The 21,033-nt window shown below is 57.1% G+C and carries 18 protein-coding genes and 1 pseudogene; 10 read left to right on the forward strand and 9 right to left on the reverse strand.

Annotation, left to right across the window (positions count from 1 at the left end; translation table 11 throughout):
• Positions 1-109: 109 nt before the first annotated feature.
• From NL528_RS23745 to NL528_RS23765, 5 genes are all read right to left on the reverse strand, one after another.
• Positions 110-310 (reverse strand): hypothetical protein, encoded by a 201-nt coding sequence (locus NL528_RS23745; protein ID WP_309176876.1) that lies wholly within the window; start codon positions 308-310, stop codon positions 110-112.
• Positions 307-606: a hypothetical protein gene (locus tag NL528_RS23750; RefSeq protein ID WP_309176877.1), complete on the reverse strand. Its 300-nt coding sequence runs from the start codon at positions 604-606 to the stop codon at positions 307-309. The genes NL528_RS23745 and NL528_RS23750 overlap by 4 nt, the downstream gene beginning before the upstream one ends.
• A 67-nt stretch (positions 607-673) precedes the next feature.
• Positions 674-1,387, reverse strand: coding sequence for a DUF4145 domain-containing protein (locus NL528_RS23755; RefSeq protein ID WP_309176878.1), 714 nt, complete (start codon positions 1,385-1,387; stop codon positions 674-676).
• Between the two features lie 72 nt (positions 1,388-1,459).
• Positions 1,460-2,122 carry an SOS response-associated peptidase gene (locus NL528_RS23760; RefSeq protein ID WP_309176879.1) on the reverse strand — a complete coding sequence of 221 codons (663 nt, stop codon included), beginning with the start codon at positions 2,120-2,122 and terminating at the stop codon, positions 1,460-1,462.
• Positions 2,123-2,270: 148 nt separating this feature from the next.
• Positions 2,271-3,213, reverse strand: a protein-coding gene (locus tag NL528_RS23765) for an IS630 family transposase (RefSeq protein WP_309176881.1) whose coding sequence is annotated in 2 segments (ribosomal slippage) — positions 2,271-2,862 and positions 2,861-3,213 — 945 coding nt in all. Because the reading frame shifts where the segments join, the coding sequence is not laid out codon by codon here.
• Between the two features lie 385 nt (positions 3,214-3,598).
• On the opposite strand from NL528_RS23765, the gene NL528_RS23770 reads away from it, so the two are divergent.
• The gene (locus NL528_RS23770; protein WP_309176883.1) at positions 3,599-3,766 is read left to right on the forward strand and encodes a hypothetical protein; all 168 of its coding nucleotides are present in this window, start codon (positions 3,599-3,601) and stop codon (positions 3,764-3,766) included.
• A gap of 291 nt (positions 3,767-4,057) precedes the next feature.
• Here NL528_RS23770 and NL528_RS23775 read toward each other — a convergent pair whose 3' ends face one another.
• A complete protein-coding gene (locus NL528_RS23775; RefSeq protein WP_309176884.1) occupies positions 4,058-5,209 on the reverse strand; it encodes an alpha/beta hydrolase in 1,152 nt (383 codons plus the stop codon).
• A 569-nt stretch (positions 5,210-5,778) separates the two neighbouring features.
• On the opposite strand from NL528_RS23775, the pseudogene NL528_RS47190 reads away from it, so the two are divergent.
• The 6 genes and pseudogenes from NL528_RS47190 to NL528_RS23800 all read left to right on the forward strand — a co-directional run.
• Positions 5,779-5,916 (forward strand): annotated as a pseudogene (locus NL528_RS47190) (IS3 family transposase); the annotation flags it as partial.
• A 182-nt stretch (positions 5,917-6,098) separates the two neighbouring features.
• On the forward strand, positions 6,099-6,254 hold the full coding sequence (locus NL528_RS23780) for a hypothetical protein (RefSeq protein ID WP_309176885.1): 156 nt from the start codon (positions 6,099-6,101) through the stop codon (positions 6,252-6,254).
• A gap of 2,203 nt (positions 6,255-8,457) precedes the next feature.
• A complete protein-coding gene (locus NL528_RS23785; RefSeq protein WP_309176886.1) occupies positions 8,458-9,756 on the forward strand; it encodes an adenylate/guanylate cyclase domain-containing protein in 1,299 nt (432 codons plus the stop codon).
• A 783-nt stretch (positions 9,757-10,539) separates the two neighbouring features.
• Positions 10,540-11,061: a Cache 3/Cache 2 fusion domain-containing protein gene (locus NL528_RS23790; RefSeq protein ID WP_309176887.1), complete on the forward strand. Its 522-nt coding sequence runs from the start codon at positions 10,540-10,542 to the stop codon at positions 11,059-11,061.
• A gap of 71 nt (positions 11,062-11,132) precedes the next feature.
• The gene (locus NL528_RS23795) at positions 11,133-11,699 is read left to right on the forward strand and encodes a hypothetical protein (protein WP_309176888.1); all 567 of its coding nucleotides are present in this window, start codon (positions 11,133-11,135) and stop codon (positions 11,697-11,699) included.
• A 797-nt stretch (positions 11,700-12,496) separates the two neighbouring features.
• Positions 12,497-13,651, forward strand: a complete 1,155-nt coding sequence (locus NL528_RS23800) for an ABC transporter substrate-binding protein (protein WP_309176889.1) — start codon at positions 12,497-12,499, stop codon at positions 13,649-13,651.
• A gap of 166 nt (positions 13,652-13,817) precedes the next feature.
• Here NL528_RS23800 and NL528_RS23805 read toward each other — a convergent pair whose 3' ends face one another.
• Together NL528_RS23805 and NL528_RS23810 are read right to left on the reverse strand one after the other, a co-directional pair.
• The gene (locus tag NL528_RS23805; protein WP_309176890.1) at positions 13,818-14,639 is read right to left on the reverse strand and encodes a cyclic nucleotide-binding domain-containing protein; all 822 of its coding nucleotides are present in this window, start codon (positions 14,637-14,639) and stop codon (positions 13,818-13,820) included.
• A 586-nt stretch (positions 14,640-15,225) separates the two neighbouring features.
• The gene (locus NL528_RS23810) at positions 15,226-15,465 is read right to left on the reverse strand and encodes a hypothetical protein (RefSeq protein ID WP_309176891.1); all 240 of its coding nucleotides are present in this window, start codon (positions 15,463-15,465) and stop codon (positions 15,226-15,228) included.
• Positions 15,466-15,545: 80 nt separating this feature from the next.
• Between NL528_RS23810 and NL528_RS23815 the strand changes: the two genes are divergently transcribed.
• Positions 15,546-15,722, forward strand: coding sequence for a hypothetical protein (locus NL528_RS23815; RefSeq protein ID WP_309176892.1), 177 nt, complete (start codon positions 15,546-15,548; stop codon positions 15,720-15,722).
• A gap of 320 nt (positions 15,723-16,042) precedes the next feature.
• Here NL528_RS23815 and NL528_RS23820 read toward each other — a convergent pair whose 3' ends face one another.
• The gene (locus NL528_RS23820) at positions 16,043-17,551 is read right to left on the reverse strand and encodes an amidohydrolase family protein (RefSeq protein ID WP_309176893.1); all 1,509 of its coding nucleotides are present in this window, start codon (positions 17,549-17,551) and stop codon (positions 16,043-16,045) included.
• Positions 17,552-17,854: 303 nt separating this feature from the next.
• On the opposite strand from NL528_RS23820, the gene NL528_RS23825 reads away from it, so the two are divergent.
• Both NL528_RS23825 and NL528_RS23830 read left to right on the forward strand, forming a co-directional pair.
• Positions 17,855-19,138: an IS256 family transposase gene (locus NL528_RS23825; protein WP_309176722.1), complete on the forward strand. Its 1,284-nt coding sequence runs from the start codon at positions 17,855-17,857 to the stop codon at positions 19,136-19,138.
• Between the two features lie 380 nt (positions 19,139-19,518).
• Positions 19,519-20,475: a hypothetical protein gene (locus NL528_RS23830; RefSeq protein ID WP_309176894.1), complete on the forward strand. Its 957-nt coding sequence runs from the start codon at positions 19,519-19,521 to the stop codon at positions 20,473-20,475.
• Positions 20,476-21,033 lie beyond the last annotated feature (558 nt).

Consider the following 21,033-nt stretch of genomic DNA (forward strand, 5'->3'; position numbering starts at 1 on the left):
GGCGGTGACAGTCCCAGTTCCTACAACGCCTGCGCACAATATCCCGGGTACGATCCCGCTTCGGCGACATATCTCGGACCCGATGGCACACGTTACCCCTGTCAGTAGTTTAACCGCCCGGAAATTCCTGCAAGTCGTCGGGCTTGTCGACCCGCTCTAAGGCCGCCGCCAGTTCCGGCGTATCCAGCACGGCAATCAGCCGATTGATCGTTCGTTCGGCATCGCGCGGTCCCGGCTCAAGATATTGGCCGATGATCTTACCAGCTTCGCGTAATGCCATGTGAATGAGAATGTTGTCGTGATCGGTCATTGGTCCCTCTTTAGCTTTCGCTTTCCCCAATGCGTACCCCTGCGCGAACTATCAAACACCCGCTCGACGTTGCGGTTCAAGCCGCGCATGAACCCGATGCGCGCAAGCATCGTTGGGCCGCCACCTTCCGCAACTAATATCAGTGCTTCCATCGCGGCCTGCCATTCCGGCGCGTCGTGTTCGGTTTTCGGTAGGGCGATGATGTATTCAGCGGCTTGTTTTAGCGTGGTGAGCTGGCGGCCATCGGGCAGCGATATCGGGTCTTCAAATTGTCGAGAGCAGCCGGACCGGCGCATCTTGAAAATGCTCGCGTGAACTAAGTAAAAATACCTGATGAAAGTGCGTGTAGCGGCGTGCGGTCGGTTATTCCTTGTTCCGTTTTTGCTTGGGCGGGATTTCAGCCCTGAGCTTCTTGACTTCTGCGTCGATGACAAACGTGCGGTAGATGAACGTTTCGACGATGTTCATAATCGTGTCGAGCTGCTGAGTTGTAGGTTTCCAACCTCGGTGTGCCGCAGCTCCACCGGCATCGGTGAGAAGGTCTAGGTGCTCTCGTTCCGAATTGCCAATATGACCCTTCTCTTGAAGAGCGTCCAATTTGTCTTTGAATGAGAGCGCCGGGTCGATTTTCAGGAGTTCGGAGGCGCGGTCAAAAACCGTTCGTGCGCCGGTTGCAGCAAGCACCCGAGCATCTACGTCAAGCGCGTTGTATGTCTCGCTGAGAAGCGCACCAAGGTTGGGTTCGATGTCCATGAGCAACCAGTCAGGCCGCTTGCGCTTCGCCGCGGCGGGATAGTACGTGATGCGCTCGTTATAGTTGGTGACCGTTTCTCCCTCCGGCCCGTAGTCGTTTTCATAGTCTTCGGAGAAAATGTAGATTTGCTGGAAGTAGACTTCCTTGCACCCGCCGCACTGCAAGATGCGCGAGGTGGTGTTGCTCCACATTCCGTGCTCGTCGTCGTGACTTTCCATGTGGCTGTGCAAGGCAATAACATCAGCGAAGCGGCCGGGACCGCATTTCGGGCAGTGCGCTTGTATCTGTTCTGGTTTGGGGTCTTGAGGCGGCTGATCAGTCATGATGGTCCTATACCACAAAAGCCCCCCGAAGGCGGCTCCTGGGTCAAATTTGGCGGTCTGGGAGTGGGTTATTCACGCCGCCGCCCGATCTTCCTTATCCACACCACGCGCCACGATCCTGAGCGCATCATTCGGCAATGGCCGCTGCAACGCCTTAGCCTCATCCCACGGCGCCCGCATCCAAACGTCGCGCTCCTCATCGGTGATTAGGATCACGGGCATGGCCTTCGGATGGATCGGCCCGACCACCGCATTCGGGGATGTAGTGAGAAAGCCGTAGACCTGATGCGGCCCCGGTATCGGCTTGGACTTCGTGCCGCGATCACCGTTGAACGTCGTCCAGATGCCAGCGAACGCGAACAGTGGCCGGTCCTCATTCAGCGCGAACCAAACCACGTCCTTCTTCTTGGTCTCCGGGTTCGGTTCGGGCGCGTATTCGGCGAAGCTGTTCGCTGGGACCAGACATCTGTTCTCGGGCTTCAGCCAGCCCCGCCAGTGCGGCGATGAGGTGTTGCGGATGTTGGTCACCGGAGGACCGCCAGTGCGCGGCGGTGGCGGCATACCCCAGCGCATCATGGTCAGTTCGCGCTCGGCGCCGACGTTGCGGACCACGGGCGCCGGGTAGTCCGGGAACACACCGGGCATCGGCGGCAGGTTGCCGACGTAGCGGTTGATCACGCGGAAGAGGGCGATGATCGCGGCTTGGTTGGTCGTGATCGAATAGAGATTACACATGTAGTGGCCTCTCAGGGATGAGCGTTGCGGATGCTTGTGGGCTATGTGCGCGCCTGGCTGCGCGACGTGTTCGGCGCGTTCACCGCGGCCGGCCTGCAGGATCTGATCGAGCAGGCCACTAACTAGAGCAGATTCCGGCTGATGTAGGTCATCGTCTATATCCCGCATGGCGAAAATAGTTGGCGCACTGGTCGGGGACAAACGATTTTACGAGTTTGCCGATCAGCCGCCAGAGTTCCTTCACGGTGCGCTTGGCGCCTTTGCGCAGCGCGGCTTTGAGTTTCGAGAATGCCATCTCGATTGGGTTGAGGTCTGGCGAATAGGCGGGCAGATAGCGAACTGTTGCGCCAACAGCCGCGATTGCTTCGCGCATCCCGTCGATTTTGTGGGTCCGCAGATTGTCCATGAATACGATGTCGCCTTTTGTCAGCGTCGGCACGAGCACCTGCTCGACATAGGCCATGAATGTGGCTCCATCCATCGCACCATCGATGACATAAGGTGCGGTCAGGCCGCTGACGCGCAACGCCGCGATGAACGTCAGGGTTTTCCAGTGGCCGTGCGGTACACTCGCGACGAGTCGCTCGCCACGCGGCGAACGACCAGAATGACGAACCATTTTGGTTGTCACCGACGTCTCATCAATAAAGACGAGCCGTCGCGCGCGTAAAGACGATTGCTCGGCTTTCAGCGCGGCGCGTGCAGCGGCGACATCAGGCCGATCCTGTTCGGCGGCGTGCAGTGTTTTTTTTGAACGTGATGCGGTGCCGCTCGTAAAATCGCCAAATCGAGGTTCTGCCGACCTTCAGTCTTTTGGCCGATGCGAGCCGTGTGCCGATCTCATCGAGTGTCAGATCGGGTTCAGCGGCCACCAGATCGAGCAGCCACTGCTCATGCAGCTCGAGCGGCGAGCGACAGTGGCCGGTGCCGGGCTTCGCTGCGACGCTACCGGTTGTATGCCAGCGATCCATCCAGCGGATGGTGGTCGAGGCCGCAAGATCAAGCAGGCGCGCGGCTTCCCGGCAGCTCTCGCCGCCCTCGACCAAAGCCACCACACGATCTCTCAAGTCTGTCGAATAACCCTTTGCCATGATCGTCCTCGCCCCTAATGGTAGCGAAGACCGAATCTGATTTGCTGCAGTTAGGGAATCCCCCTGTGCACAAAGAGATTCACATCAGGCGGAAACCGCTCTAGTACTACTGCGAACGAACGAAAAGAATCGGCAGCAGTGCTCTATCGCAAGATGATTGCTCATGTGCCGTGCTCCCGATTCCATAAGTTTCAAATTTCGGGCTTGTTGCGGACTACTCGGACACGCTCCTAGGAAATATTTTTAGCCCCGCAAACTCTCGGCGCGAATTGCAAATGTCTTGTCAGTGACGGTTTACTTTTCCGGTTTTCGGAACAAGCCGGGTTTGCCGCAGAATCTCAAATCAAGCATGTCAGATTCTGCGGCACCAGCCGGCAGGACCATCATGACGACACCGACCTACATTCCAAACGAGCAATTGATCGCGGCTGCGGAAGCCATCGCCAATCTTCCACGAATGAGCGCCGCGATGATGGTGTGTCTTCGTGGAGGCAGACAGCTAAACCAAATTCCAATCAAAGCCCTCTTGCCCATGATCATCCCTCGCGCTTAGATTGCGCGAGGGATTTCCGCCGGCCCATGGAGCCGCGCAGACCGTGCTCCGCAATAGCTCTCGGTACTTCTCGGCGGCATATTGGGAGCCACGATCCGAGTGGCGGATGCATCCAGCGGTTGGGCGGCTTAGTGAGCCAGCCCACGAGTTTGGCCGGGGCGCGCGAACCGTCCGACGTCAACGGTGCAGCGGGCTGGAGTGCTAGACATCCCCGCGCCTCGCTTCAAGCCATGTTGTTGGACAGTTTTGTTCGCTCTCTAGCATTACATTCCATCCTGACGCCGTCGAATGCTAGTGAGCCTGAGCACGCATGACCCAATATTGATCGCCGTCTTCGGAAATTGCGGAATATAGACCCGGTCGCTTCTGAGGTGGCAAATTGCTCCGGAGTAGAATTGCAATATCATATAAGAGGGCAGATGCCGCCGCATAATATCCATGACCTAACAGACCCACGTCTATATTTGTCGCTTCCACGGTGTCAACGCCACCCACTATCGTGACGGGCGGAGTATATCCCGTTCTTTGATTTCGATGAACCCAGTTCGATATTGATAGCGCGTGGTCCGTTGCAGACATGTATATCGTAGTTTTATCAGAGCATTTTGGATAAACGACCGCTAGTTGTTTGAATAGGTTTGCGTCAATGTCAGGCGCCGCCAAAAAGATCTGACCAAATCTAATGTGGCTCAATCGTTGCTGCGCGAGACCCAACGTTAGCGCGCGAATTAAGCCGAGATTTCCCATGCTATGTGCAATGATATTTATTTTAGCTTCACCTGCGGCGTTTGACACGCGCTCAATAAATTCAATCAAAAACGACTCGCTCGCGGCAACAGAATCAGCGTCGCTCAAATAACCATCCACTCGTCCGCTCGATGGCCAGCTGTAAAGCGCCATTGCACCCGGTATCTTTAGGTCAAACCCGATCTGCGCAGCCCGAATCGCTGCATCGTTAAAGGTTACGTTGTAACCGTGAATGAAGACCAGAACTGCCCTTTCCTCCAAGCCAAATTGAGAGAGTCGGCGGCCAATGCTTTTACCAAACTCTGTCGCCGAGCAAGGCAGGAGCTTCTGTACTCGAAGTCTATCGTCACTTCCGGAGAACAGTCGCATAAGCCAACGCCTAAGAGGCGACGAACCTATCGACCCGAACACATGTCCTTTCGGAATCGCGACCTTGCATTTCCCATAGTGAAGCCTGTTTCCAAACTCGTTGTCATAAGTATTTACAATCCGGTCGCGTCGATTGGTGCCATACCAAATTTCGTACACATCAGCAGCTTTGAAGGTGCGCCTCCAAATCCAACCGCCACCTGCCACAGTGAAAATCGCAGCAATCCACGTCGTAGCGCCTTCTTCCATGTTTGCGGCCAAGGCGGCAGAAGTTGAAAGGAAAGTGGCAAGCAAAAAGATAGCAACCAAATCGACGTACTTGCGCATTTTTCCGCTTCCTGTCGTTTGCTACAGAAGTGCGTTAACAAATTCGTCTGTTACGTCGTGACCTCCGCGCAGATTCCTTGTAATACATTGGACGGTAAAAATCGGGCCCCAAGGTATTCCCCACCAGCCCGCTAAGAAAGACAATGCAGTCCAAGGAAGACCTCTAATCGCTGCGGAACGTCCCGATCTAATAAGACATGGTTTAGTCGATTTTTTGAAACTCATAATTCCTATCGAGAAACAATAGGCGTACTGCACGAAACGACCTCCGTTTTTTAACTCGTCAATTAGTTGCTCACGCGTGAAACCACTCCACTGGTCGGTCATATGCCCCTCCGTGTTCACTCGAGGATGCTGATCTGCTTTGAGGACGACAAAATCGAAAAAAACAGCCTGCTTAGTTATGCGTTCTTGGACTCGGTTGCGACGATGCCAAGACGGTATGAAACCGCTCGCGAGTGTAATCTCGAGGCCGCCGAACGAGTGTGACGTGGTTCACATTAGAAGCGGTGAAACAGCTGAACCGCCCCGGGTTTGCCGGAGGCTCCAACTCCTGAGAGGATGGAGCCGTGACAAGCAAGACGACGAAGAAATTTTCACCCGAGGTCCGGGCCCGTGCGGTTCGGATGGTTCTGGATCACGCCAGCGAGCACCCCTCGCGCCGGGCGGCGGTGTCACTCCGGGCCATTGGAGCGGGCCTCAACGCTGCAGAGATCCCGACAGCCCGCGGCCCGGGCGCCTGGTCAGCGGAGCAGGTTCTGCGGATCCTGGACCGCAGGATTGGTTTGACATCACAGGTGGACCGCTCGCTCGGGCTTATCACCTGCTGAAAAAACTCGATCTCGGGCCTGAGCGCGATTCGGGGCGCGGACCGCACCTCGAGTTCAACGTGGGGTCCCATCCCGGCGACAGCACCCACTATGTCAACGCAAAGGACATGCTGTCGCTGTCCCTTTTGCAGGCGCGTCTCGTCGATCTCAAGCTGCCGATCGAGATCGAAGGCTGGGTAAGATGGTCAGGATGCGAGCAGAAAAACGGCAGCTAGTATCACGAGCCGCCCTACACCTGGAAAGAGGAACAGGAGTTTTATCGTCGTGTAGGCAACGGTCCTGTTGCTATGGTTCGGCCGGCTCCGGTCGTTGCGCCGAAGCAAAAACCGCCGCAGCAACCGCCGGACGGGCGTTCGGCTGTCTGTATAATGGACCGGCCGCCGCACCAGCGTCGGCTACGTACTGTTTTTGATTTCGCCACTCTCAGCCGAATTTCGTGCAAATGCCAGATGTTCGGATGGCAGGGCTTTCGGTTGTCCGATGGACCTCAAGTCCTGCGACACCTTTTTGAGGGAGTTTATTCTGGCATAGATTGCGCCCGGTGAGCGTTTGAGCTTCCGAGCTATCATTCCGACCTTGACACCAGTTTCGGTCAGTTCGCGCAGTTGTTGCTCTTCCGCCCGCGTCCATGAGCGGCCAGCTGGCTGTGGACCTGTCATCCCAAAATCCCCAAACTTAAAAAGCTAATCCAACCGCAATAAGCGATCTACTGCAAGCCGTTCCAAGATCAGAAGGCGCCTTCCTCGGCGCGTTGCATAGCAGGCGACGCCGGTCTCGCCAATCAATGCCAGGCGGTACCGCATGCGGAGGGTCTCGGGGCCCATCCTGGCTGCGCGCGCCGGCGAGAGGCGGCGGGCAGGGGAGGCGCTGAACTACCTCTAGCGCATGCGTCTTGCGGGCTGCCGCCTGTGATGTTGAGATCGATTTTGTCAAGATTTGACGGAACTACCCAGCAGTGCATCCTTTATGGATGCTGTCGCGTATGCGCATTCATTTCAAAGGCTCGAAACTCGCCCGAATGAGCAATGGGACGTATTGCATTATTCGTGACCTGGGGCTGGTCAAGGGCGGGAAGGGAATGAGGCACCATGAAGTGCTTGTAACCTTCAGTCTCAGAGCCTTGTGGACATGGATCAAGTCATTCCGCGTCCGTTCGTGAAGATGCGGTCCTAAACCTACAAGGGCTATGAAGGACGGCGCCCTTCCTGCCCATAAGTTCAGTCGGCGTTTTGGAGAGAAGTCTAGCTGACCATGCGCATTCTGCCGCTAACCATCTGCAATGAAATGTCGCCGTCCCTGTGAACTTTCTGCATGACGGCTTCTGCAAACCTTGGACCTTCGGCGGTCGCCTGCCGTCTCGTCAGCGACTGACATTTGGTTGTCCTTTAATAGCGAAGCCGCCCGTGGGGCGGCGTTGCGGAAATAGTTGTGTGTGCTAGGAAGCCTGCCTCACTAACGAGGAATCAAATGGCTAAGAAAACTAAGAAACGAACACCACGTCCTTGGAGCAAAGAGGACGTTCGCTTGATGAAATCGATGGCGAAGTCAAAAGCCGGCGTTGCCAAGATATCGAAGGCGTTAAAGCGAACGCCAGGTGCGACGACCGTTATGGCTGCGAAGCTAGGTGTGTCGCTTAGTATGCGGAGGTGATATCGCCTGTATCGTCTTAACAACGGCTCGCTTCGGCGGGCCGCTTGTTGGGAAGCCGCCCCACCAGAAGTGGCGTTATAGAAAACCTCGCAGTCGAGCGATTTCAATTATGTATTCAGCGGACAGGACAGCACTAACTAGGTCTGTCTGTGGAGCGGTGTGTATCTCATACAGATGACGCTGGCGGGTCGGCTTGTTCATGAACTGCCGGACACATTCATCCAAGTTACTTTCGACTACGAGGTACGGACGAGCGCCAAGGGCGGCACTAACACGCTCATTATTGAGTGAAGGCCATTTTCTTAGGACTGCCGGAGCGTCGAAATCAATTTGAACGGTATCGGACATAACTCGATTTTCTGCCGTTGCCTCTTCATCTCCGAGGCGAAAGATTAACTAACGTTCATGGCGAGAGGCAGGCCGTGTTAGGCAAGCCGAACGTCTTCGACCGAGTTGCGACTGAGCTCGTTGAAGCCACGGGTGGGTGAGGGGCCATTTTCAGCAAACCGTGAAAACAATAAGCCCCCTACCATCTACGCCCCACCAAAATCGATCAAACATTGACACGTCATTCACCACGAGGTGTCTGCCTTCGAAAGAAAAGCAGACCTTCCGCAACCTGACCTCGACTTCTGCTTTTGACCCCCGAAGCCGACCTGAATGCGGCAACCATCAAAGCCGCCCGTTGCTCATTTTATCGCCGCTTCTCACGGCAGCTAGTTTGCGATAGTTTATCGCGAGCTATCTGCTGCGGCCTCGGAGGGTGCGATGGCGACGCCAGTGACGCGCTATGCCAAGAGCGGAGGTGTTCACATCGCTTACCAAGTCTTTGGCGGTGGTTCCATCGATCTGGTGTTTGCACCAGGCTTCATATCGCACATCGAGAATTACTGGGACCATCCAGAGCTGGCCCGTTGGCTGCTTCGTCTGGGGAGTTTCGCTCGCGTCGTCATATTCGACAAACGTGGGACCGGCCTTTCCGATCCAGTTCCTGAAATTCCTTCGTTGGAGCAGCGCATGGATGATGTCCGTGCGGTGATGGATGCAGTTGGAATTGAGAGCGCAGCGCAGCTCGGCATATCGGAAGGGGGAGCGCTGATGGCTCTGTTTGCCGCAACCTACCCTGAGCGATGTCAACGGCTAGTGCTTTATGGCGCCTTTGCTCGTTGGCCGATCACCGCCGATGCGCTAAAGCCCTACTTGAAATACGTCGATCGAGACTGGGGTACCGGCCGTAGTCTACCAATATGGGCGCCATCGCGTCGGGACGATCCGACCTTGCAGCAATGGTGGGGCCGTTTCGAGCGACTGGGCGCAAGTCCATCAGCCGCCATGGCGGTGTTACAGATGGCTTCTCAAATCGACATCACCGAGATTCTATCCTCGGTCCACGTGCCAACGCTGATCATCCACTGCACAGAAGACACGCTCATCGATGTGGAATGCGGACGCTTTCTTGCCCAACACATTCCAGGGGCACGATTGATCGAATTGCCCGGAGAGGATCACCTCTTTTTCGTGCATGAGAAGATTGGTGACTGCATCGAGGAATTCCTCACCGGATCCATCGCTATCGCAGAAAGCCACCGTGTCCTGGCAACAGTCTTGTTCACAGACATCGTGGGCTCGACCGCGCGGGCAGAGGAGATGGGTGATCAGCGCTGGCACAATGTGCTCGACGCCCACCACACGACGGTACGACGTGAACTCGCACGTTACCGGGGCAACGAAATTAGATCTCTTGGGGACGGATTTCTCGCCACTTTCGACGGTCCGGCACGTGCGGTACGTTGCGCGTGCGCGATTTCCGAGGCTGTTCGCCCGTTCGACATTCAGGTTCGTTGTGGCCTGCATACCGGGGAGGTCGAAACTGCCGGCGATGATGTGCAGGGCATCGCCGTGCACATTGCCTCGCGCGTCTCCGCGCTCGCTGAAGGCGGCGAGATATTGGTGTCAAGGACCGTCAAGGATCTGGTCGCCGGGTCGGGTCTGCACTTCAAGGAGCGGGGAAAACATTCACTCAAGGGACTCCAAGAGCCGATGGAACTCTACGCCGCTTCGCATTGAGCCAGTTTTGCCAATTCTGCTGTTGTGCAAGTTTTCGGATGCCGGCTTGACGAGGCTATCGACGCGCTCCGACGACCGGCGTCCGAAAAGCGCCAAGGCACGAAATCGCGGGAAGTGGGGCACCGGCGGTGCCGCGGGCGCTATGGAGATTTAACCGCGGTACGTGATTTGAGTGCCGGGTAATTTTTCGAAGGGTGTACTGGCCTCGAAGGGATGCACAACTTTGGCGTTATGGCACGAGTGTTGCACAAGTGGGGAAAGCTCCTTTTGCCTCTTATGTGATTTCAAAGAGTTAGGCGTTGTAAAAAGGTCACGTTCGACAACTTCTGCGCGATCAGCCTTGCGACAGCCATGGAGCATCATAGGGCGAACCAATTTTTGAAGACTGCAACAAACCTCAATTTTGTCCAACCGAAACTGTTTCAACCTACTCGTCAAGATGATCACTGCTTCTCCGATTGCACGGTGTTCGTCATTCAAATTCTTGACGATGCAGATGTGGTCTTCCGCATCTCGGACGCGGAATTTGCGGACGTTCTACGTTTCTACCCGCGGCCACCATGCTCGCAGGCAAGCCGCACCGCCTCAACGGGCGAACTATCGCGCAGCGATTTAGTGCTTTGACCCATCTCGGACATTGTGCCGCAGGGTCGCTTCAGCGGCCACCGTTGACAAGCGCGCGAAAAGGGGCGTGGAGTTATCGGACTTGAATAATCGCCGCAATGGGCCTTCTCGCCCGAGAGTCTTCACATCGAGATGTTGTGAGGCCGATGGGAGGTAACCATGAAGAAGTCCACGCTCGCACTGTTACTGCTGGCCTTCACTGCCGATTTTTTGATTCAACTCCCCGCGCGAGTGTTCGCCGGACCTGCTGAGGATGTGCAGGCAGCAATGCAGCTTCTCAAGTCGAAGGCTGCGATGCTGGGTCCACCCAGTGTCAACGGGGACGAGGCAGTCGCCGGCAAGAGTCTCCCAGCTTTACATTTTGGCGCGACCAAGATGAATAACAACTTCGTGCTGGTTGACGATGTCCAGAAGGAAGTGGGGGGGACGGCCACGATCTTTGTTAAGAGCGGCGACGAGTTCGTCCGCGTGGCAACGAACGTCAAGAAGGATGATGGGTCACGGGCGATAGGCACGATTCTTGACCCAAAGGGGAAAGCCATCGCGGCTATTGCGAAGGGCGAAAGCTATTTCGGAGAGGCCGACATTCTGGGCAAGCCTTACGTCACTGGCTATGAACCAATCCGCGATGCAAGCAGCAACGTCATCGGCGTCTATTACGTCGGCTATTTGAAGAACTAGTTAGAGACTTCGTGCTCCGGGTAAACGTGTCGCGGAATTTGCCGCCAGCCGCTCGATCCAAGGAGGAACCAATGAAGCCCATAAACCTGAGCATAATCGCGGGACCCACCGCAGCGATGACACTCGTCAAAACAGCGCTTCTCTCCGGGGTAGTCATGACCTTTGCCCCCGGGGTCGTCCTAGGAGACCCGATCGAAAAGAAGGGGACCACGCCCTACGTGACGCACTTCATTTTTCGGCCGTTGATGAGCATTGACATTGCCGGACTCGGTACGGCCACCACGCTGGAGGCAGTCGGGACGACCCAAAACATGAAGGGAGAGAAGATGCTGGACAAGATGTCAGCACATTGCGCGGCGTTGAACGTTGCGTCCGGCGACAAGAAATATATTGACGGCGCCTGTGTGTTGGCCGACAGCGACGGGGACAAGATTTTCTCGACCTTCGATACTCGAGACCTCGATAAGTCGCAGCCGAAAATGGATTGTGGGACCCATATCATCACCGGCGGCACCGGGAAGTACAAGGGGATCACTGGGAGTGAGCCATTTGCTTGTATAACAATGCCTGCACTGGCTGGTCCGGGCGGCTATTTCGCGATGGACATCCCGCATAACACGACGTGGGAAATCAAATAACAGGAACCTCGATGGTCTTATCGCACGCCCGGCTGCCGGCGCCCGGCCCCAACAACGTTGAATGAGAGCCAAGCCCAACATCCGGGTTATCTTCTTCTGCTGATTTTCATCCGTAGAGCGCAGACTTGCACAGAGCTTGAGAGACATCCTCAGCGTTGTCGATATCGATTTCCCTGCAAACCGCAGGGGGCATCGATGTCCGTTGTTGTGAAGGGTTTCGGATGACGGCCGATCGGGACGATGCGGCGTGCACCGGGGCCGTCGTCCGAAAGCCTCCAATGAAGGAAACCGCGCTGGGGGAACGTGTGGCGGTGCCGCGGGCTTTGACCTATCGGAGCTTGACGCTTGCTGCTGCCGTCATCTGCGAGCACAACTTTTGCGTTATGGCATGAAGGTTGCTAATGGTGGAAAACAGCTTTTGCATTATGTGTAATTTCAAAGGGTTACGTGTGGCAAAAATAGCCCATATTTCAACTTCTGCGTTATGTGCCTGATTGCAAGCTCTGTACCGCATAGGGCGAACCGACATTTCCAAGTTATTGACGCCATCCGGCGAAAATCGTTTTCGCTTTCGTGTTTATACATCACCGGCGGTCATTGCTGCATCTCCGATCGCACCGGTTCGCTTCTTTAAAACCGATCGTTCATGATGCAAATGTCGGCTCGCAACGCCTTCGGCGTGCGCTATGTCTTTGATGGTAGATCCCACGATAGACTTGCTCAACGTTCGTCAGGCTCGCGGATGCTCCTTGGTCCGTCGCCTCCAAGTAACATAAGACGCTTTATCGCTCCATCCGTTGTTGGCACCCCCGCGCCCCACGCCGCAGTGCCCTACCGCGCGAGCGGTTGCGTTCTTTGACCCTAACCGGAAGTCGAGTGACCGCATTTTGCCATGCCACATAACGCTTTTCCCCCAACTATATGTTAGGGTGCGGTCCCTGCGGAGGATGAAATCGATGAGGCGGCGTAACTTCATCGCGGGCGTGTTGGCGGTCGCCGCAAGCAAGCGTGCGGGCGCGCAAACTGGTAAAGGCAGGCGGCTGGCGATCTTCAGCCCGTCCGAGCCTGAAGCGCTAATGAACGAGAACAGCGAGAACCGCTACTATCGCGCGCTGTTCGCCGAACTGAAGCAGCTCGGTTATGCCGAACGCGAAAACCTCAACGTTGATCGGTGGGGCCGGGAGAAGAGCGGTGCAGGCCCCGCCACGCTTGCAATGGAAGTGGTCCGCAGCGCGCCAGACGCCGTTTATATTATCGGACCCGGCGCGCTGTTATTCAAGCAGATCACAACGACGCTGCCGATTGTGGCCCTCACCGGCGATCCGGTTGCGCAAGGTCTGGCCCAGAGCCTCGGCCGGCCCGGCGGGAATATCACCGGCGTCAGCGTCGACACCGGGCCAACTATTCATGGCAAGCGGATCGGGCTATTGCGCGAAGTGCTTCCCCGCCTTTCCCGGTTGGCCTGGCTCATCTCGAAACCACAATGGGAAGGTCAACAGGGAGCCGCGACCCGGACGTTCTGCGAGAGCGAAGGCATCTCGCTGATCCCTTTGGTGGCTCAGGCGCCCGGCAACGAGGTCATCTACCGTGAGGCCATCGCGCAGGTTGCGAGCGAACGTGCCAATGCGATCATGGTTGCCGATAATCCGGACACCATGACGAACCGCGCATTGATCGTGAACCTGGTCCGGGACGCCAACGTGCCGGCAATCTATGCCTTGCCTGAATTCGTGGCCGCCGGCGGCTTAATGGCCTATTCCTTCGACTTGGTCGAACTCAACAAACGCGCGGCCGACAACATCGCGGCAATCCTTCGCGGCGGCAACCCCGCTGAAATACCGTTCTACCAGGCTTCAAAGTTCGAGCTTTCGATCAATTTGAGAACAGCGAAGGCGCAAAAGATCGAGGTGCCCCCGACCTTGCTCGCGAGCGCCGACGAGGTGATCGAATAGGCGAGCCAATGCCGAGCACGCGGGCTAAGGTCCGTTCTCGGAGGCAAAGCGGAAGTGGCACGAGGCAATGGCGACTTCCGTTTTTGACCCCAAACCGGACGTCGATGCCTCGCGAGACCCGCGCTGTATCTGGGTTACTAAAAATGCGGACATCGACAGCCAAAGGTTAAGCTATCTCATCCGTGGCTAGAGGTTGCCGCGAGGCTTTTTCTTGTGCGATAGTTCCTTCCAGCCGCGAGATGTTCTCCAGCAAGCGTTGGCTGGTCAGCACGAGAAAGTAATAACCGAATTGCGGATTTTGAAAGTAGATTTCGAGCAGCCTCTCATAGGTTATAGTCATCACTTGTCCGTCTTCGATGCATTCGACGGTCGCGGTTCGCCGTTTATTGGGAGTAAGGAAACCAAGTTCGCCCATCAGACGTCCCGGCGGAAGTTCGACGTCGATTTCCCTGACCAAAAACTTTCCTGTGACCGTCAAGAACATCTCGGTGGCCGCATCATCCTTCTTGAACAATTTATCGCCCCGGCGATATTTGCGCTCGATCATGAACGGTTTTAGCCATTCCAATGAGGTATCGCCCTCTGTCGCGATGCGTGCCCTCTTGATCAGATTGAGCATTTGGCGGAGGCGAATTGCATTGATCGGCAGGAACAACAGGTACAGGATAAAAGTCCCGACGTTTCCGGAGAGCGCGCCAAAGACGACGAAGAATGTACAGCCGGCCATGTTCGCGACGCGCAGTGGCACCATTGTATGCATCAGCAAGGTTGCTACAAGAAAGATGGCGCCAATCAGAGCGAACATGTTGGCAAGCGTGATGTTGGCCAGCACAATCTCTAGCAACCGGTTGAATAGTGCGTCGTAGGTGATGTTGTTAGGATCGAGACCCATCTGAATCAGAATCTTTGCGATCCTGAGATTGTCCGCAGCCGTATCAAGAATGCGGTTTAGTATGGTCGAAAAATCTGCGCTGCTGATCGAGTTCATCACATACTCCCCGCGCAAAGCCGTTGGTATTCGTCGGATACTAATCGAGGAAAAACCAGTATTTGGTAAGATTGATGGGGCAATCGTCAAATTTCCTCATGGTGCTTTCGGCAATTTGCCCGCTCTCTGGCTTACTCTCGTGTCGGCCCTGAACCTCTTGAGCCTTGGCGCCTAATCTCGAAGGTTACCCCCGATGTCCGCTGTTGGCAGATAGTGTTGCAAAACTCTTCTTGCAGCAACGAGCACAAATTTTCCGGGCCGCTGGTGCGGCGATCAGACAATTATGTGAGGGACCACATGATCGAGCGACGAACTCATGGGCGAGGTCTGTAACGAATCTGAGGTCACTTTGGCCTGCGATTGGCTCTTGTTTCGTCTTTTGGCGGGAAATTATCCGCCCGGCATTTTAGGAGTTTTGCAACACTATCGGCACGAAACGGACCTGCCAAATGCGTCAGGCGATGTCTGCTCCTGTGGGATTGGCCGACATCCCGGTTACTGAGATTTAGTTCCGAGATTGGTCGCGACATCGACGCCATTTTCGACGGTGATCGCGTGTACCGGACCGCCGCTCGCGCTGAGAAGGTCAGTCAGATCTGTAATCAGGGCTCCGCGCTCGGGGGTGAGCCCTCGTAGTCTTACGGACTTCATCAACCTTGGCGATAACATCCGAATCGTGCAGATTGTCGTTGCGCTCCGGTTTTGGAGCGGTTTCCTCCCTAGACTTCGCCCGCCCAAGTCGGCGGGTGCTCTTTTCAAAGAACTTGTTTTTTGAGGCGAGGCGGAAGAAGTCGTCAGCATGGATTTCGTGCGCGAGGAAGATCATCGCCTATCCGCTCCGGTATATGCAAATCAAAGGGAGCGACCAAGGACTCTTGCACGACCGCCCTCGGGAAGGATCGTCTGATGGAACACGGTGCGATCGGTAGTAATGTTCTGCCGATCATCCATCAATCCACAGCGCGCGCCAAGACGCTGCAGGTCAGCGCCGATGCGATTAATGATCGAGGCGCCGCGACGGGGCGCGGCGGATCTTGGACGCCGTCGAACGCGACGAACATCATCACGCGATCGGAGGGCTGACGCTCTCGCGCTCGACGCGCCGGCCGGCGCGATCACGAGGCCCCCCAGCGGGGGGTGGGTGAGGGGCCAGAATTCGAGTTGGGGGAGAACTAAAAGGCCCCCACCAAATGCGGACAATTTTGATGATCAAACACCAACGCCACATTCACGACGGATGTTCGCTTTGCTGGGGTAGAAGGGACATGCTTTGGGCCACCGGGGACTTCCGAAGATGACCCCGAAGCGGAAGTCAGATTTGTCAATCGATATCCTTGTCCGTCAGCAGCACCTCAGCTGCGCCCGCAAAGCCCTGCCCGTTCCGCCGGCGCAGCCGTTGGACACTAGGCAGCGCGAACGTAGCCGTAGCGCAGGTTCGATGGTTCCTTGGCCGCCAACGCATACTCGTTCTTGAGCGCCGCGAGGCGGTCCTCGGAAAAGACCGGCATCTTGGTGTTGTCAGCCGCCTTCACCTTGATCTTGTAGAACCTGATTGCGTTGCCGGCGAAGATCAGCTGCTTGGTGGCGCTGTTGGCATCGCCGAGCGGCGCAAATGCGTACTTCTTCTGCATCTCCTCTGGGATTTCGAGCCGGCGCAGCGCCTCGATCTGCCACTGCGGTGAGCCGTACCAGACCGAGTCCGTGCCCCACATGACGTGGTCGACCCCCATGCCCTTGATCAGAGTGCCGACCAGCGCGGCGCAGAATTTTGGATGCGCCACCGCCGAGTTGGCAAAGGACGTGCCTAGCTCGGCATAGACATTGGTGACGCCGAACTTCTGCGGGATTTCCGCGAGATCCGTGGCCCACTGGATGCGGCCGGTCTCCTCGAAGTCTGCCCACGCCTTGTCCGGCAGCTCGAGGAACGGTCGCAGCGCAGAGTGATAGATCACGAAGTTCATCTGCGGCCAATCCTTCGCGGCCTTTCCGATGTCCCACGCGGTTGCGTATTCCCACACCCCGGCGAACGACTTCTCGTAGTCAGGCGGCAGCAGCCCCTTGTGAATGCACAGCGTGTTGATGCCGGCCTTCACCGCCTTCTCGTAGAACGGATACATTACCTGATCGTCATCGAGCCGCCACGGGAACTTCGAGGGCGCCAGCGGGTCGCCGATCGTGTAGGACTTCCAGGAGTCCGGCTTGTACACCTCGATCGCCTTGTCGACCTCCTCCATCCAGCCGGGCTGCTTGGGGGTGAGCACGCTGTGCGCCAGCAGGCGGCGCGAGCCGGCGAAGTCGTTGATCAGCTCGCGCGCCTTGACGATCTGCTCGTTGGACAGGAGCCACCAACTCGGGTCGTCGAACGGCGCGCCGCTCAAGAGCGCCATGTTGGTGTCGCTGTCGTAGTAGACCTCTTTCACATAGTTCTGGAACTTGTAGCGGGCAAGCGAGGAGACACCTTCCTCCTTCATCTTCGGGTTCCAGTGCTGGCTCGCAAAGTCCGCCAGCCCGAGGAGCTCCTTGTGGTCGAAGTCGTCGCGCACGAAATGGGTCTGCACGTCGAAGATGAACTGGTCGGCGAGGCTCTGCGCCCGGGCCCGCATCAGTTCGGGTTCGCGGGCCTCGGCAGGTGCAACCTGGAAAACGTTGCCGTAGATGTCGTTCATGGCAAGGAATGCCGCCGCCATGCCGCAGCTCGTGTGCAGGAACTGCCGGCGGCTCAGGCCGAGGTGCTTGCCGTTCAAGTCGGCGAGCTCGTTGATCCGCACCTCGACCTTCTTCTGGGTGGCGCTCTGGGGAAGCGGGAGATACTCGCCGTTGGACACGATCTGGGTCGGAATCGGCGTTGCCGCCGATGCCGTCTCGGCGCCAGCGACGAGGCGCTGTTCTCGTTCACTAAGCCAGGTGCTCATCGTTCTCCTCCCTTGTTCGTGTTCGACCGGTGCTGGTCGTTGCGCGCATCAGGCTGCGCGCGTTTGGCCCACCCCTCATCAGTTAGGTGGACCGACTCGGCATACCCTCCCGTCTTCAGCTCCCCATGAAGCCCTTCACACTCGCCTTACTTCCAGGCGCGAGCGTCTTCTCTATCGCTTCACCATGCGAGAGCGCAGGCCTGCCGAGCTATGGCCCAAAGTTGGTGACGGCGTGAATCGGGAAGGCGGCATATCGTGGGGGTGTTCAACGCCTCCACTTCTCCACCAAAGGAGCGATATGCCGTGTCTAAGGATACCGTCGTAAAACTGATTCAGCCAGGAACTTTCAGCGACCAACTCACCGACATTTTGCGCGATGGGGCGCGTGCCCTTCTCGCCCAGGCGGTGGAGGCCGAGGTCGCCGGGTTTCTTTCCAAGCATGCCGATTTGAAGACCGAGGATGGCCACCAACGCGTGGTGCGCCACGGTCATCTGCCCGAGCGCGAGGTGATGACGGGCATCGGCGCGGTCCCGGTGCGCCAGCCCCGCGTGCGCGATCGCGAGGCCGCAGCCGGCGATCCCCGCCGCATCCGCTTCTCGCCATCGATCTTGCCGCCCTATATGCGCCGCTCGAAGTCGATCGAGACGCTGCTACCGATCCTCTACCTGAAGGGCATCTCGACCGGCGATTTCTCGGACGCTCTGGCGGCCTTGCTCGGCAAGGATGCGCCCGGCCTCTCGGCCAGCGCCATCGGCCGCCTGAAGGACGGCTGGCAGGATGATCATGCCCAGTGGCGCAAGCGTGATTTGTCGGGCAAGCGCTACGTGTACGTCTGGGCGGACGGCATCCACCTCGAGGCGCGGCTGGAAGATGAAAAGCAGTGCATCCTGGTGCTGATCGGCGCGACGCCCGAGGGCAAGAAAGAGCTCGTCGGGTTCACCGATGGCGCTCGGGAAAGTGCGCAGGATTGGCGCGATCTGCTGCTGGATCTGAAGCGATGCGGGCTCGATGCCCGGCCCGAGCTGATGATCGCCGACGGCGCGCTCGGCTTCTGGAAAGCGGCCGGCGAGGTCTGGCCGAAAGCACGCGAGCAGCGCTGTTGGGTGCACAAGACGGCGAACGTGCTGGGCAAATTACCCAAGAGTGTGCAACCAAAGGCCAAGCGGGCGCTGCAGGAAATCTGGATGGCCGAGACCAAGGCCAATGCCGAAGTCGCCTTCGACGCCTTCATCGAAAGCTACACGCCGAAATACCAGAAGGCCGTCGATTGTCTGACGAAGGATCGCGACCTGCTGCTCGCCTTCTACGACTTCCCGGCCGAGCATTGGAAGCACCTGCGCACCACCAACCCGATTGAAAGCACTTTCGCGACCGTCCGCCACCGCACGATCCGATCGAAAGGCTGCCTCTCAAACAAGACCGCTCTCGCCATGGTATTCAAGCTGGTCGAAGGGGCGCAACGATCCTGGCGACGGCTCGACGGACATGCACACTTGCCAAAGATCATTCTCGGTGTGAAATTCACCGACGGGATCGAGGTCACCGCCAAGCTGGCCGCCCCTCAGCCCGCAACCGCCGCCGCCTGACTGATCAGGCCGTCACCAAAAATTGGCGATAGCTCCAGGCCCGCTCGAAAAACGACTTGCGGTGGCGGCGCATCATCGCGGAATTCAATGCTCAAACTTCTATTAGCGCAAGCGATGTATTTCGACAGTCATCGCTCTCTGCTCTGCTCCTTTTCAGTAATGCCGCTCATGGCACAAATGCGAACTACTGACTGCATTGAGTAATGTCCGCGTTCGAGGGCAAAGCGGAAAACATATGCTCGCACTGAGTTCTTCTCATTTTGAGCCTGAACGGACGTCGGGTTGTCGCTAAATGACCGGTAAGTGAGGCCACCTAGCCCTTACTGTGTGCTAATTTGAGCCGGCACGATCCACTGCATTCAGCCCGGAACCGTTGCACCATGACCGATTATCATAATCCGGCGTGGACCAAGGAAAGCCGCTTCCGCGGTGCCTTCGACGATGTGATCATCATCCCACTCGTTCTTATAGCGCTCGCCGCCAACAAAATCCTGCGTTTCATCCTTTCGATTCTGATGCGGCTGCTCGACTACGCCTTCCCTTTGGCAATGCAGATCGTCTGGCTTCCGCTCTTCGCGGCCAGGGTTCTTGGCAATGTCATCGTTACTGCCATAAGCGGCGCGTTGCGTCTTGTTCCGCTTTCCGAGACGAATCGTCGACGCTGGAGCATATCGATACGCCGGAACTGGTCGCGGCTTCGGCGGAAGATTAGCTATCGGGCGTTCGAACGAGCCGTGCATACCGCCTTTGAGAGCGGCATGGCATGGGTGTTCCGGAAATGCCGGCATCTCACGCCGAACACCGCACTGCTCGTGATTCTGGGCGCGATATTTTGGCTCCCGATCTCTCTCGGAGCCGCAACGGCGATGCACGCGATATTGTTGGCGAAGGTCACATTCTGGCCGGCGTGGATGCAACTCTTGCATCCGGTGGCAACGGTCATCGCGAAGAGCAAGCTCTTGGTGCTGCCGGTGTACCCCGCCGCCTGGCCACAGGCCAAAAAACATCCGATCGTTCAGCTCGCATTCAAGGGCTATGAAACCTTCAAGCGCATGTATGTGATCAAAAAGGTCGGTTTTCGCTATCGGCAGGCAGAGATCGTCGGGATCGCAGCGGTTGAGAGGCTCGAACGCGCCATCGGCATCGAGTCGGCGGTGAGGTGGTTGCGCAAGGCGCACGTTGCCGAACATTTCGGCGTCGAAAAGCCCACCCAGAAATTGCAATCGTTCTTCTTGCGATGGTCAATCAAGTTCTCAGCAGAATACTACGAAGCGAAAGAACAGCAAGCCTCAGATGTCCTGTCATTAAGCAGCAGCAAGCTACGAACGCTGAGGTGATCGTCAATCTCAAAACCGTTGCGATACCCGGCATCACCTTGAAGCGTTGTCCGCTGCTCGATTGCGCCGGGATCGAACAACTGACGGACTACGGTTAGTTAGCCAAATGCCGCTTTTGGCCCATCGCGTCATTTCGCGGCGATGCAGCGCTTCGGTCGCTTTCGGACCGGAGCGGACATTAGATGGCAGGCAGGGCCGACTGGATCAGTCGAGAATGACCCAATTGAGACATTGGTCATTTCAGTCGTGACACCGAATCGACGCTTGCAGTGACCTAGCTGTCGTAAAGGACAGTGTGACTGTCACACCCAGTGGTGAGAGGGACGAGGTGTCGAGCGCACGCATCTATGCTGGCTTTCGCTGAGGGACAGATACCGACCAACGTATGACCAGGCGGTGCCGGGCCATCAGTGGTTGCAGCTAATAGTCCTGCAGAGCGGCGAACGCCCGCCGGCCTTTCTCTTTTGAGGATGCGATGACGTTCAGCATTCATGCGAGGAAGGAGGACGGGAAACCGTCGTTGCGAGCCACGTCAGTCCAATGCTGGCGGTTGCGAAA

Source organism: Bradyrhizobium sp. Ash2021 (genome assembly GCF_031202265.1).
In the GTDB taxonomy this organism is placed as follows: Bacteria; Pseudomonadota; Alphaproteobacteria; order Rhizobiales; family Xanthobacteraceae; genus Bradyrhizobium.

Coding starts and splice junctions, on each gene's coding strand:
- NL528_RS23830 (WP_309176894.1), top strand. CDS start 19,519: ATGACCGATTATCATAATCCGGCGTGGACCAAGGAAAGCCGCTTCCGC.
- NL528_RS23770 (WP_309176883.1), top strand. CDS start 3,599: ATGACGACACCGACCTACATTCCAAACGAGCAATTGATCGCGGCTGCG.
- NL528_RS23755 (WP_309176878.1), bottom strand. CDS start 1,387: ATGACTGATCAGCCGCCTCAAGACCCCAAACCAGAACAGATACAAGCG.
- NL528_RS23805 (WP_309176890.1), bottom strand. CDS start 14,639: ATGAACTCGATCAGCAGCGCAGATTTTTCGACCATACTAAACCGCATT.
- NL528_RS23760 (WP_309176879.1), bottom strand. CDS start 2,122: ATGTGTAATCTCTATTCGATCACGACCAACCAAGCCGCGATCATCGCC.
- NL528_RS23745 (WP_309176876.1), bottom strand. CDS start 310: ATGACCGATCACGACAACATTCTCATTCACATGGCATTACGCGAAGCT.
- NL528_RS23795 (WP_309176888.1), top strand. CDS start 11,133: ATGAAGCCCATAAACCTGAGCATAATCGCGGGACCCACCGCAGCGATG.
- NL528_RS23775 (WP_309176884.1), bottom strand. CDS start 5,209: ATGCGCAAGTACGTCGATTTGGTTGCTATCTTTTTGCTTGCCACTTTC.
- NL528_RS23750 (WP_309176877.1), bottom strand. CDS start 606: ATGCGCCGGTCCGGCTGCTCTCGACAATTTGAAGACCCGATATCGCTG.
- NL528_RS23820 (WP_309176893.1), bottom strand. CDS start 17,551: ATGAGCACCTGGCTTAGTGAACGAGAACAGCGCCTCGTCGCTGGCGCC.
- NL528_RS23790 (WP_309176887.1), top strand. CDS start 10,540: ATGAAGAAGTCCACGCTCGCACTGTTACTGCTGGCCTTCACTGCCGAT.
- NL528_RS23815 (WP_309176892.1), top strand. CDS start 15,546: ATGGAACACGGTGCGATCGGTAGTAATGTTCTGCCGATCATCCATCAA.
- NL528_RS23785 (WP_309176886.1), top strand. CDS start 8,458: ATGGCGACGCCAGTGACGCGCTATGCCAAGAGCGGAGGTGTTCACATC.
- NL528_RS23810 (WP_309176891.1), bottom strand. CDS start 15,465: ATGATCTTCCTCGCGCACGAAATCCATGCTGACGACTTCTTCCGCCTC.